This window comes from Ruegeria sp. YTSB088, assembly GCF_059609825.1.
Genome location: NZ_JBXWMM010000006.1, coordinates 35,757 through 48,477 on the forward strand (window position 1 = coordinate 35,757; position 12,721 = coordinate 48,477).

11 protein-coding genes and 1 tRNA gene are annotated in these 12,721 nt (G+C 54.1%); 2 read left to right on the top strand and 10 right to left on the bottom strand.

Translation table 11 applies throughout. The features are described from left to right. The first annotated feature begins 90 nt into the window (after nucleotides 1-90). Nucleotides 91-1,122, top strand: coding sequence for a GlxA family transcriptional regulator (locus AC2FFA_RS10935; RefSeq protein WP_496851703.1), 1,032 nt, complete (start codon nucleotides 91-93; stop codon nucleotides 1,120-1,122). Here AC2FFA_RS10935 and AC2FFA_RS10940 read toward each other — a convergent pair. The 9 genes from AC2FFA_RS10940 to AC2FFA_RS10980 all read right to left on the bottom strand — a co-directional run bounded on the left by AC2FFA_RS10940 (nucleotide 1,100) and on the right by AC2FFA_RS10980 (nucleotide 11,402). Beyond that, nucleotides 1,100-2,032, bottom strand: a complete 933-nt coding sequence (locus AC2FFA_RS10940) for a 3-hydroxyacyl-CoA dehydrogenase NAD-binding domain-containing protein (RefSeq protein WP_496851704.1) — start codon at nucleotides 2,030-2,032, stop codon at nucleotides 1,100-1,102. The genes AC2FFA_RS10935 and AC2FFA_RS10940 overlap by 23 nt on opposite strands. Continuing rightward, entirely contained in the window at nucleotides 2,032-2,772 is a 741-nt protein-coding gene (locus tag AC2FFA_RS10945) for an SDR family NAD(P)-dependent oxidoreductase (protein WP_496851705.1), read from the bottom strand. The genes AC2FFA_RS10940 and AC2FFA_RS10945 overlap by 1 nt, the downstream gene beginning before the upstream one ends. Continuing rightward, complete coding sequence (locus AC2FFA_RS10950) at nucleotides 2,772-4,190, bottom strand: gamma-aminobutyraldehyde dehydrogenase (protein ID WP_496851706.1); 1,419 nt, start codon at nucleotides 4,188-4,190, stop codon at nucleotides 2,772-2,774. The genes AC2FFA_RS10945 and AC2FFA_RS10950 overlap by 1 nt, the downstream gene beginning before the upstream one ends. 10 nt (nucleotides 4,191-4,200) lie before the next feature. Continuing rightward, nucleotides 4,201-5,133, bottom strand: coding sequence for a 3,5-dioxohexanoate:acetyl-CoA acetone transferase (kce, locus tag AC2FFA_RS10955; protein ID WP_496851707.1), 933 nt, complete (start codon nucleotides 5,131-5,133; stop codon nucleotides 4,201-4,203). After that, nucleotides 5,133-5,927, bottom strand: coding sequence for an SDR family NAD(P)-dependent oxidoreductase (locus AC2FFA_RS10960; RefSeq protein WP_496851708.1), 795 nt, complete (start codon nucleotides 5,925-5,927; stop codon nucleotides 5,133-5,135). Before AC2FFA_RS10960 ends, kce begins: the two co-directional genes overlap by 1 nt. A 5-nt stretch (nucleotides 5,928-5,932) precedes the next feature. After that, on the bottom strand, nucleotides 5,933-7,459 hold the full coding sequence (gene betC, locus AC2FFA_RS10965) for a choline-sulfatase (RefSeq protein WP_496851709.1): 1,527 nt from the start codon (nucleotides 7,457-7,459) through the stop codon (nucleotides 5,933-5,935). Beyond that, the gene (locus tag AC2FFA_RS10970; protein WP_299898787.1) at nucleotides 7,456-8,577 is read right to left on the bottom strand and encodes an aromatic ring-hydroxylating oxygenase subunit alpha; all 1,122 of its coding nucleotides are present in this window, start codon (nucleotides 8,575-8,577) and stop codon (nucleotides 7,456-7,458) included. The genes betC and AC2FFA_RS10970 overlap by 4 nt, the downstream gene beginning before the upstream one ends. 383 nt (nucleotides 8,578-8,960) lie before the next feature. Beyond that, nucleotides 8,961-10,520, bottom strand: a complete 1,560-nt coding sequence (locus AC2FFA_RS10975) for an acetolactate synthase large subunit (protein WP_496851710.1) — start codon at nucleotides 10,518-10,520, stop codon at nucleotides 8,961-8,963. A 144-nt stretch (nucleotides 10,521-10,664) separates the two neighbouring features. After that, nucleotides 10,665-11,402 (bottom strand): terminase small subunit, encoded by a 738-nt coding sequence (locus AC2FFA_RS10980; protein WP_496851711.1) that lies wholly within the window; start codon nucleotides 11,400-11,402, stop codon nucleotides 10,665-10,667. 594 nt (nucleotides 11,403-11,996) lie between these two features. Between AC2FFA_RS10980 and AC2FFA_RS10985 the strand changes: the two genes are divergently transcribed. Next, nucleotides 11,997-12,308, top strand: a complete 312-nt coding sequence (locus tag AC2FFA_RS10985; RefSeq protein ID WP_496851712.1) for a helix-turn-helix domain-containing protein — start codon at nucleotides 11,997-11,999, stop codon at nucleotides 12,306-12,308. Between the two features lie 238 nt (nucleotides 12,309-12,546). Here the strand turns inward: AC2FFA_RS10985 and AC2FFA_RS10990 are convergent. Further along, nucleotides 12,547-12,632, bottom strand: a tRNA-Leu gene (locus AC2FFA_RS10990). Nucleotides 12,633-12,721: the final 89 nt, after the last annotated feature.

Below are 12,721 nucleotides of genomic sequence, written 5' to 3' on the forward strand. Positions count from 1 at the left end.
TTAGGCAGTGCTTGGCTCAGCACTTTGGTGTCTTTTGCGAATTTCCGAAAAATAATTGACAATTTTGGACGCTGTTTTACAAAATCGGCCATGACGCAGCCAATAGATCGCAAGTTAGACATAGTTGTTTTGGTGAGTTCGCATTTTAATGTTTCGGCGACAACGTCTTTCGTGGATCCATTCAGAGTAGCAAATTACCTGACGGGTTCAGCTCGATTTTCTTGGACCTATGTCTCAGACCCTGGTGGTCCAATTGAATCGAGCAGCGGCTTGGTCGTTGACACTGCCCCATTGGCGGAGGTGGTGAGGCGCAAGCCTTGGATGGTTCTGGTGAGTACAAGTTGGACACCTGAGCGTCACGGGACACCTCAGTTCAAGGTAGCACTACAGAAATGGGAATCGGGTGGAGCAATCGTTGGAGGTTTGGATACTGGCGCGATTGTTCTTGCGACGGCTGGACTACTCAAAGGAAAGACCGCAACGGTTCACTATGAACACATCGACGCCTTTGCCGAAACGGCCCATGACACCACCGTGTCAGAGAACATGATTATTATGCATGGAAAGATTTTCACTTGTTGCGGGGGTTCTGCAGCAACCGATCTGGGATTGCGGTTTGTACATTCTGTCGTTGGTGAGAGTATCGCCAATGCATCTGCTCGATACCTTTTTCATCACAATGTGCGCGGAGAAGGCCAATCACAGAACCCCAAAGACATGGAACCGCTGGGGTACGTCACCTCTGGGGTGGTAAGGGACGCGATCGATTTGATGGAGGCGCACTTGGAAGCCACTTTGTCGATCCCTGAAATATCAGCGAGGTTGAAGATTTCGCAACGACAACTTAGCCGATTGTTTCAGCAATTTGTCCATAAGTCGCCGATCGAGTATTACCGCGACATTCGCCTTGATCGCGCGCGCGGATTAGTGACGCAAACTGAGCTTAAGTTCAGCGAGATTGCGGAAGCATCAGGGTTTAATGGACAGGTTCATTTCAGCCGGGCATACCGCAAACGATTTGGATTGACACCCAGTGCGGATCGCATTGAAGGCCGCACCCCGTTCGAGTTTCGCGCTTGGCCAATGTTCAATCCCGACATCAAGTCCGAAGGTGTTGGGTAGCTTTTTGCATCGCTGTAAGCATCTTGTCGCGTTGCGCTGATAACTCTTCGGTACTTTGCCCCTGAGTTTGATCGTTAATGCCATCGACCAGTTTATTGATGACATCCTCATCAAGACGAGGGTCGCCCAGGTCGTCCCACCAGCCATTGAATGTGTCTTTGAAATGGTCACAGAAAGCCTGCAGGCCACCATCGCCTGCGCCTAAGTGAAAAAGGGTTGTCGGACCCATCGCGGCCCACCGCAGTCCCGGGCCAGCCCACATCGCTTTATCGATGTCTTCGACACTGGCGACACCTTCGACCGCCATATGAACGGCCTCGCGCCAAACCGCGGCTTGCAAACGGTTCGCGACATGTCCTGGCATGCCTTTCTTGATCCGGATCGTAATTTTACCAATGTCTTTGTAGAAAGCTTCTGTGCGGTCCAAAACATCTGAACCGGTGGATTCGTTGACGGTCAATTCGACCAGTGGGATGAGATGCGGTGGGTTAAATGGATGACCTAGGATCAATTTGCTGGGATCGCGCCATCCCTCTTGCAAAGCTTCAAGCGTTAGGCCGGAAGTTGAGCTTGAAACTATTGCGTCAGGGTTCAACTCTGGCTCAATCCCGGCATAGGTCGAATGCTTGATTGGCAGTCTTTCTGGCACGTTCTCCTGAACAAATTGCGCGCCTTGGACAGCCGCCTCGGCGGTTGAAACGAAAGTGATAGCGTCAGGTGTGGCCCTATCTGTGAGATTCAATTCGTCCAATGCCGGCCAGGCCTTTTGGATATAAGAGCGAACGGATGCTTCGGTATTCGGATCGGGGTCAAAGACCGTCACGCTACGGCCCGAGGCGAGAAACAACGCTGCCCAGCTTGCCCCTATCACACCGGCTCCAAGAATGGCGGTTCTTTCAATTTCTGACATCATAACAGTCCCGGATTAAGTGGGGAGGCCGCCGTCAGGCCACCGTCCACTGTGAACAACTGGCCGGTTGCAAAAGACGAGTCGTCAGAGGCCAGCCACACAGCCATCGCTGCAATATCGGCAGGTTTGCCAAAGCGTTTGACCGCGTGGCGGGCCAGCGCGTCGGATTTGGCCTTTTCTGGGTCATGCGCGAGGTCGAACGCTGCGTCCAGCATGCCCGTTTCAATCCATCCCGGGCAGATCGCATTGCTGCGCACCGCTGGTCCGTGGTCCACTGCAATAGAGCGTGTGAGCCCATGCACAAACGCTTTTGACGCATTGTAGAGCGCCATCGATGGGTCCGCGGCATTGCCCGAGATCGAACCGATGTTGATGATCGAGCCACCTTGCGACATTTCTGGAATGAAGGCGCGACAACAGTTAAAAACGCCTCGCGCATTTACGCCCATCACTAAGTCCCAATCCGCGTCTGTGCTTTCGGTCACTGTTTTTTCGACCTGAACGCCGGCATTGTTTACAAGGATATCGGTCCCACCGACTATACTGACGATCTGTGCAACGGCTTCGGCGTCGGACACATCCAGTGTGTACCAAATTACGTTTTCCGGCAGATCATCGGGTTGAGGGCCGCGCCCACAGGTAGTGACAGCGGCCCCTTCAGCCATGAACGCCTCAACAATTCCCCGCCCAATTCCCTGCTTGCCGCCTGAAACAAAGGCGCGTTTTCCAGCCAACCGCATCAGTGCGCCACCATGACGTGACGGATCGCAGTATAAGCATCCAATGCATAGACCGACATATCGCTGCCCGTGCCCGAGCCTTTCATCGCGGCCCATGGCATCTCGGGGGTCGCGATCCCATGCGTGTTTACCCACGCAAACCCATAGCGCAGCTTGGACGTCATTTGCATCGCGCGTCCAACATCCCGTGTCCAGACCGATGAGGCCAACCCGTAAGGCCCGTTGTTGGCAATCTTCAACGCCTCTTCTGCGTCAGAAAAACGGGAGACAGTTACAACAGGTCCAAACACCTCGTTGCAAGCTATCTCCGCAGTATTGTCTACGTCGGCGATGACTGTCGGCTGGTAGAAAAACCCGTATTCTTCGCCAAACGCCCCCCCTGCAACGATTTCAGAATTGCCTCGCGCTCGGTCTACAAAACCTGCAACTCGATCTCGCTGAGTGGCAGAAACCAGAGGACCCATTTCTGTTCCCTCGGCTTTCGGCGCACCAATCTGGATCTGAGCGACCTGATCAGCAAGGGCTGCCACAAGCCTGTCGTAGGCACTGTCTGCGACCATCACGCGGCAAGGCTGTGCGCAGTCCTGACCGGCATTGAAGTAACTGCCATAACGGATCGTCTCGGCCACGGCGTCAAGATCAGCATCATCAAAGACAATGACCGGTGCTTTGCCGCCCAACTCCAGATGAACGTGTCTAATCTGCTGGGACGCTGCCCGCATTGCGGCCATGCCGGTCGCCGGCGATCCCGTAACGCTGATCCCTTCCATCTGTGGACTGTTCATCAGGGTATTCCCGACGCTGGGTCCACGACCGTGGATCACGTTGAGCACACCTTTTGGCAGGATTTCTTGCAACAATTCAGCCAGACGCAGAGTAGAAAGGGGCGTTATCTCGGACGGTTTCAACACAACAGAACATCCCGCCGCGATTGGTGCGGCAATCTTCCAAGACGCCATCATCAGCGGATAGTTCCAAGGCGCTATGGCCGCTACGGGACCAATTGGATCGCGCCGGATCATCGAGGTATGACCCGCAACATATTCGCCAGCAGCAGACCCCATCATGGTCCGCGCAGCACCAGCGAAAAAGCGAAAGACATCAATCGTCAGCGGCATTTCGTCATCATGAGCCGATGGCCAGGGTTTTCCAACATCCAGGCTTTCAAGTTCTGCCAACTCCTGGCTGTTCGCCTCGATAACATCAGCTATGTGAAGCAACATCGCGGCGCGTTCCGCGGGGGTCGTACCCGAAAAGGTCTCAAATGCCTCTTGTGAGCCACGCACGGCGGCCTCGATCTGTGCATCGCTGGCTTCATTTACTGTGCATATGATTTCGCCTGTTGCGGGGTTCAGGATTTCCAACGTCTCTTCGGTGCCAGCGACCAATTCGCCATTGATCAACATTTTCGTCTGCATAAGCGTCTCCTCAAAACCCAACCTGATCGCCGCCTTTTAGTGCGAGCCGCATGCGCGCTTCTGCTGGCGTCGCGACCGTAAGGCCAAGGTTTTCTACGATTGATCGGATGCGCGTGACCTGCGCCGCGTTGGATTTGGCCAACTCACCTTTGCTGATGAACAGGCTGTCTTCGAGACCAACCCGAAGGTTTCCGCCGCGCAATGCACTTTGGGTTGCAAAAGGCATTTGGTGACGGCCAGCGGCAAGGACAGACCATTCGTAGTTCTCTGCCCCGAACAGCTTGTCCGCTGTGTTGTGCATGTGGGTTAGATGGTCTGCATCCGCGCCGACGCCACCCAAGATGCCGAACACCATCTGAATGAAAAAAGGCGGTTTGATCAGGCCTTGATCCACGAACCATTTGACGTTGTAGAGATGGCCAAGATCATAGCATTCGAACTCGAACTTGGTGCCATGATCACCACCAAGTTTTTCAATGGCGTAACGAATTGTTTTGAAGGTGTTCGGAAAGATGAAGTCCTCTGTCATCTCCAGGAATGGCTGTTCCCAATCGTGCTGAAACTCGGTGTATTTCTGCAGCATCGGAAAGATGCCAAAGTTCATGGAACCCATGTTGAGAGATGCCATCTCTGGGCTTGTTGAGGTCGCCGCCAGCAGGCGCTCATCCATCGACATACCCAAACCGCCGCCGGTAGAGACATTCATCACCACATCAGTGGACTGTTTGATCACGGGCAGGAACTGCTGAAATAGCTCGGGTCGGGGGTCGGGTTTTCCGGTCTCTGGATGCCGTGCGTGCAAGTGAATGATCGACGCGCCGGCTTGGGCCGCTTCTATACTTGCTGTCGCAATCTCGGCGGGCGTAATCGGCAGATGTGGTGACATCGACGGCGTATGGATGCCCCCTGTGGGTGCGCAGGTGATGATGACGGATTTGGGCATCAGAGTTTCATCTGCTGCACTTGTGCAGACAGCCCCCCGTCCAGAACCCACAACTGACCAGAGGCATACCGTGCTTCGTCGGAAGCAAGCCAATTGACCAAGTTTGCAATGTCCGCAGGCGTCCCGTAGGTCCGCGTCGGATGAACATCGCGCACGGCCTGTTTCAGCGTTTCAATATTGCCGCCGCCGCCACCAGATCCATCTCCGTTGAAGAAGCTCTGCAGCATAGGGGTATCGATATAGCCGGGGCAGATGGCGTTTACCCGGATACCTTCGGGGCCATGATCGCAAGCCATTGCGCGGGTCAAAGCGTGTACTGCACCTTTGGTTGCGCAATAGGCCGCAAGGCCCGGATCAGCGATGAACCCATCGTAGGAGCCAAAATTGATGAGGCTTGCGCTATTCCCTGTCTTCGCCGCTTCGCGCATCAATGGGATGGCGTATTTCGAGGTCAGGAACGTGCCTGTGGAATTAACCGCAAAGCTTTGATTCCATTCCTCCAACGTGGTCTCTTCAACCGTTTTTTCGATCTCGATCCCGGCCGCGTTCACCAGGATGTCCAACTTTCCGTGTGCGGCGCGCACATGATCCATCGCCGCAACCGCGTCAGCCTCTTGCGTCACATCCAGCTTAACAAAGTGACTGCCATCTTCGTCGTGCTGGTCTAACGACCCTTCCGGTGTAAGGTCCGCGGCAAATACTGTTGCCCCTTCTTTTAGGAACCGCGCGACAATTGCACGCCCGATGCCACCGCGCGCGCCGGTCACAAGGGCAATTTTTCCGTTCAGCATCATTGGTTTCAATCCTTCAAAGGCGGATAGCGGTAACGACTAGCAGCAACCGTCCAATCCAAGTTGTTGCGGACATACTGCTGGCTTGCATCGGACGGTGGGTTGTAATCCCATGGCGCGCTGGCACCTGCCTCCATCGCGGCGTGTAACGCGCGGCGTGATTTCTGCGTGGCGATAATCTTCTTTCGCAATTCACTACCGTTCCACCGTTCGGCGACTTCGGCTGCAAAACGGGTTGCCGCATCAGCATAGTCAGGGTCTGTGGCGACATTTTTCGTTTCCAGCGGGTCAGCGTTTAGGTCGTAGAGCTGCGGCGGATCGCTATCGCAATGAATGTACTTCAACGGCCCGCGCCGGATCATGATTACGGGATAGCCTGTCATCTCGGCACAATACTCACCGATGGCTTCATCAACTGGGTCGTATTCGCCACGGGCCAAAGGCATTAGGCTGCGGCCGTCGATCGGTTCTCCGATCATCGTCTGATTACCGCCGCCAATATCGATAAAGGTCGGCAGCAAATCAACCAGCGACACTGCATTCTGCGTTGTCCCCTCTGCAACGCCCGGGCCGGCCATGACCAGTGGAACGCGCGCAGAGTGTTCAAAGAAATTCATTTTATACCACAGCCCACGTTCGCCCAGCATGTCGCCGTGATCCGCAGTTACAAACACTATGGTGTTGTCCAACTCGCCCGTCTCTTCGAGGGTCTGAATCAGCTCCCCGATCTTGCTGTCGAAGTAGCTGACATTGGCTAGATAAGCATGACGCGCGCGACGGATTTCCTCGTCGGTGAGCGGCACATATGATGCTTCGATCCCATCCATCAATCGACGCGAGAATGGGTCCTGATCCTCTGTCGCGGGTGTAAAGGACGGCATGTCGATCTCATCTTCCGAATAGAGATTCCACCATTCGGGTCGCGCAACGTAAGGATCATGCGGGTGAATGAAGCTTACCACCATCGCAAAGGGCGCATCGTTCCCACGTGCTTTGTCTCGGGCGACATCAAAGAGCCAGCGATTGGCGGCAAAGCCAACTTCATCGTCATAGTCGATCTGGAAGGTCGCATGGGCCAAACCGCTTTCCTTGACGGTCTGCATATTATGATACCACTTATCGATCCGCTCATCAGGCGCTTCCCAATCCGGGGTCCATGCGAAATCTGCGGGGTAGATATCGGTTGTTACCCTGTCTTCGAACCCATGCATTTGATCTGGGCCTACGAAATGCATCTTGCCTGAAAGGCAGGTCCTGTAGCCTAGCGATTTAAGGTAATGCGCAAATGTTGGCACCGAGGCTCTGAACTCGGATGCATTGTCGTAAGCTGCAATGCGGCTGATGTGCTGGCCCGACATAAAAGCAAACCGTGAAGGTGCACAGAGTGGAGAATTGCAGTAAGCCGCATCAAAGCGCATGCCGCGCGCGGCCAACGCATCAAGGTGGGGTGTCTTGGCAACCTTGTGCCCGTATGCCCCAGTAAAGTGCGGTGCCAATTGGTCCGCCATTATCACGAAGATGTTTGGCCGCGTCACGCAGCACCTTTTGCGTAAGCATCCAGGACCAGGCCATGGAAGTGATGTACGGCGTGCTCGGACTTGCCGGAACCATCCGGGTCATTGACGATCCGACCTTGGGTGAACGCAGGTGTGTTCATCCCGCGCTGCACACTTTCGACAAGGCTGATATCTTCGACCTGAAGAACTTCGTCCAGATAACGAATTGCGTCCAACTCCATCGCGTCGGGTTCCGGCGTCTCTAGGAAGAAGTCGTAAGTTTCAAGCGTCCGATCTGGCCCAACGGGGATGATGTTCAACACGATCATGCTTGACCGTCCCGGATACCGCATCAGGCAGGTCGTCGGATAGAGCCACCAAACCGCATGGGTTTTCACGGTGGCATTCGACACGTCATAAGCGGAATTCGGACTTGTGCCCGCGTCAGCCATATGGCTGGAGTAAATGCCGTAGGTCGTAACCTTGTAGGTGTCCATATCAACGAGGTCACAAAAATCTTTGTGCGCTGTAGGACAGTGATAGCACTCTAGGAAGTTGTCCACGACGTTCTTCCAGTTGGATTTGATGTCATAGGTCAGACGATGGCCAAAAGTGAGTTGATCCACATCCGGTGCCCAATGGCGCACTTCGGTTTCCAAGTTGCCGGATTGTTCTGACAAAGAAGCTGCCATTGGATCCAAATTGACGAAAACAAAGCCGCAAAATTCCTCGACCTGCACTCCATCGAGACAAATCTCGTCTTTCCTGAAATCTTCGAGGTTTTCGGTATGTGGCGCACGGGCCAATTGCCCATCAAGTTTATAGACCCAAGCATGATAGGGGCACATGATCCGCGTTGTATTGCCTTCGCCCGACAGCAATTCATGCGCACGGTGTTTGCAGACATTATAAAAGGCACGAAGCTTACCCTCTTTATCACGCACAACTGCAATGGGTTGGCCGGCAATATCCACTGTTACATAAGATCCCGGCTCACGTGTTTTCTCGACATGACATACCCACTGCCAAGTTTTGGAGAGGATGGCGCAAAGATCTGCGTCAAACCACTTGCGCTCGGTATAGGCAGCAGCCTGCAATGAGCTGGAGCGCGATGGATCAGCATGATAGCCAAAGAAAATTGTATCTGAATCAGTCATGATTGCGTCTCCGATGTTAGGTTAATCCTATTTCAAGTGGGATTCGGAGCTATGTTTTATCAGCCGCTAGTTTGATTATTTTCGCCAAGCATTTGGCTTTCGGGGACACCGTATTATTCCATCAGCATTGCATTTAGCTGACAAGCGAATGCTGCATACTTGCCTGCACTTGTTCAGCGGTCATTCGTGCACATTGCAGCAATCGGCAAAATGGGCTCACTGCAGTCTTTCGCTGCACTCGGCGTGAACGAGTTCTACGCGGACAAAGCGGCAATTTCACCGCCGTTTGAACCATCGCAAAGTCTTTTCACAGCATCAACTTATACCGATCCGCACATTGCACCCCTAGTCTCATCTGCTCTTCAGGTTCCGTGTCACAATACTCATGCTGGCGGGGGACACACAACTTCGATCAGAGATGGCCCGTCGCTGGAGAGACTGGCAGAGAGCGCCTTTGCAAAGCTGTCCATGTCATCTGCGCGTGTCCCAGGAACACCGTGGCCTTTCGCCAGAGATACCCAGTCCAGTGTCGGGTTCTCCACGTCAAACATAGCCTGTGCATTCTGACCATAGCTCGCCACACCGACATTTGTGAGTTCATCCCGCAGAATTTGATACCCGCGGTTTGCAAATACGATCACCGTGACGTCGAGATTTTCCCGCGCCATAGTCCACAGTGATTGTAGCGTGTACATGGCCGACCCATCCCCAGTCAGTGCTATGACTTTTCGGTCCGGGCAGGCGGTGGCCGCACCCGTTGCGCAAGGCAAACACAGCCCAATCGCGCCGCCGGTGCCAGCAAGCAGATCATGCGGGCGAGCGGTGGCTGTCGGTGGAATGACGTAAAACCCGGACGTCACGGATTCATTGCAGATGATCGCATTTTCCGGGATCAATGCTGCCAACGCCAAACCAACTTTTTCGAGGGTTAACTGCCCGCTGGGAACGTCCGGCAGATCGAGCGGATGGGTTTCTGCCACCGTTTTGCTTGTGACCCCAACCGCGTCGGCGAGCGCTTGCAGCGTCCATTCGATATCATCTGTGGGCGTGCACAGGTCCGTAATGGGGCAATTCGGCGGTTCGGGCACGCTCGGTTTCCCGGGATAGGCAAAAAAGGCGACTGGCCTGTCTGTGCCAAGCAGAGTGATCGAAGACGTTGCATCAAGCTGAGCGATCTTGGGCGATATCGGATAGACCAGTTGGTCTAGCTTTGCTGTTCCTGCGCCTTTGGAAATGCGCGGTATCAGAGTATCGGCCAACAACCGGCACCCTGTCTCGGCAGAAATTTTTCCAGCCAGTTCACGCTGCAGCCCAAACAGGGCTGATCCGCCAATCATCAGCGCGGCGTTCGGCGTCACAAGACGGGCTGCCGCGGCCTCTATGTCGACTATTGACGGTCGATGGAGGCTTTCTCCGATGTCCAAAAGGTTTGCCGCTGCGTTCGCTTCGTTCCAAGCTGTGTCGGCAGGCAAGACAAGCGTCGCGACCCGGCCGTTTTGCGACCGGGCGGCCTGAACCGCAGCCGCTCCATTCATAGCCACGTCGGTGGAATTGGATGACACGCGCGTCCAATGACTGACCGCTTGGCTGATACCGAGGATGTCTCCCTTCAAAGGGCTTTCGTACCGGAGGTGATGCGTTGCGTGATCACCCACGATGTTCACGATCCCGGACCCCGCTTTCCTGGCATTGTGCAGATTGGCAAATGCGTTGCCAAAGCCAGGCGCAAGATGCAGCAGCGTGCCCGCAACATCACGTTTCATACGAAAAAACCCATCCGCCGCACCCGTTGTTCCGCCTTCAAACAAGCAAAGAATGCAATTCATCTCCGGGTGTTCATCCAAGGCAGCAACAAAGTGCATTTCCGAGGTGCCGGGATTTGCGAAGACTGTATCCACGCCATTGTTCAAAAGGGTTTTTACGAGTGATTGAGCGCCGTTCATATTTCCTTAGCCTGATTTCAATAGTTCAATTGAGGACAATGCTCGCACGAAAAGGCCTTCTTTCTAAACATTTTTTCCTCTCGGCACGACCCTTCGCCACGAAAGGTACCGCAGCCGTTCGCGACGTGGAGCAGTCTCCGGACTTCAGGCCATTCCTTTTGGCGGAGCCAGAACTTGGAGCGAAAGCAATCGTACTTGAGGTGAGATAGGCACGGCACGGTCCTGCATCTTGATCTCAACGCCCGGCTTGGTTTCCTTCACGCCATCGAACAGGAGGCGCGCAGCAGGGCTGAACTTGCGGGTGTCAGCCATGCGGGTGATTCCCATCCCCATGCCGGAACACTCGGGACAGGCCGGGTTTGGTGGATCTGTGAGGCGATAACCGTAGCCGCCAGCGTCGTCAGGGATTCGCGGCTCTGCGATTGTACCTGACGTGGCGGCGTCTCGCAGGTCGCCGTCCGAGAACATCGAGAAGATCACTTCGGCCTTGCGCTCCGTGAACTCCCGTTCTGTTTTCCACTGGTACTGATAGTCGATGCCGTAGCAGTAGCGGCAAGGCGCGATGATGTGCTGTGTAAACTCGTTGGGGTCTGCGAGGGCGATTTGGGCCCAGAGGTTCACAATGCCCTCTGCATCCAGCATGGCCTTGCTCTCGACCTGTTTGCGGCCCTCAGCGATGGCGCGGGCAACCTTAATATTGCTTAACAATCGCGAACCTTGGGCCTCTGCTGATCCCTCTGCATATCCGGCGTCGATTGCGGCCTGTTTCGCGTTCGGATCAGCGATGCAGGCAAGCACAAAGGCCGGCTGACGCGGGTTCAGGCCGAATTTGTCGAGCCAGGTGGTGTCTGCCAGTGCTGGATTGCCTGTTGGGCTGCTCATCCCGGGGGCGGTGCCTCTTGCGCCTCAAAACCGCCCGCAAGACAGGCCAAAAAACCTGCATTAAGCAACAAAATGTAAACGCAAAAACCTTAGCACCACCACCAATGTATTTGTCTAGCTCTTTCATTAATGACTTCCGACTGACTTCCGGCCTGACTTCACCCTGGCTTCTGGCCTAATTTTTATTTATTATTTACAATTTGTTATTTGGCATCTTTTTGACTTCCGACCTGACTTCCCGACCGAATACTCGGATGGTGCGCTTTTATTTGCGTCATGTTCACTTCGTTGCTGCATATTGCGACACGTTTACTTAGTGAATGAGACAAAGGTGAACGGCACATGGGAAAGTCCATTGGTCGAGAAAGTGTCTAGCCCTGAGCTTACGATCCACCAATGCAACAAACAGTGGAAATGGCACTCATCAAACGGATCATCCCCCAACAAAGTTCGTCGAACCTGCAGTTCTCAACCGATGCTACGCAACCTCCCACAAGGCCCAATTGACAGGCTCCAAGGCAGATACGGCTCACCGCACAGCAAACCCCGTAGAAACCGCCAATGCGGGCTCCACAATGGCTCCAAAGATCGATCATGAAGATACGCATTAAAGAAATCCGGCAAGCCAAAGGGATTACTCAGGACGAACTTTCAGTGAAGGTTGATTTATCTCGATCTTATTTGGCGCAATTAGATAAGGGGACACGTCAACTCTCCACCAAGAAGCAGGCTATTATTGCCGCAGCCCTTGATGTGGAGCCAACTGAGATTGAAGATTTAAGCGCACCCGACAAAGACGACGAGGCGCTTCTTCTCGAGGCGTTCCGTGCCCTTTCCCCCGAACAGCGAAAAGCTTGGCTCGAATGGGCGAATATAGCTAAGGGGTCCGCCCTGGATAAAGAGTGAATGTTTTATACACCATGCCAATTGGATCAACCGATCTTGTGCACCGAGAAAAACGGCAGATTAAAGATTCACCGGGGCACGGACTGCAAGAAGGTGAAGGTCGAAGATCTGGAAAACCAGATCGAAGGAAAGGCCGCATAATCGGCGGGTATAAAACCCAGATATGGGGAAGAATGTGGGGCAGCTTAGGTTTCCCTTTTTTAATTCCCTTATTTTACAGGCGTTTAAAATAAAGTTTTGGTGCGGGCGGTGGGACTCGAACCCACACGGGCATACGCCCTTCAGATTTTAAGTCTGATATGTCTACCATTCCATCACGCCCGCACGGCGCAGTCCCCAAAGAACGTGCAATTTCCTTACTAGCACAGCGGGATGAGAACAATGCGCTTTGACGCAGATGGGGCAGGATTTTT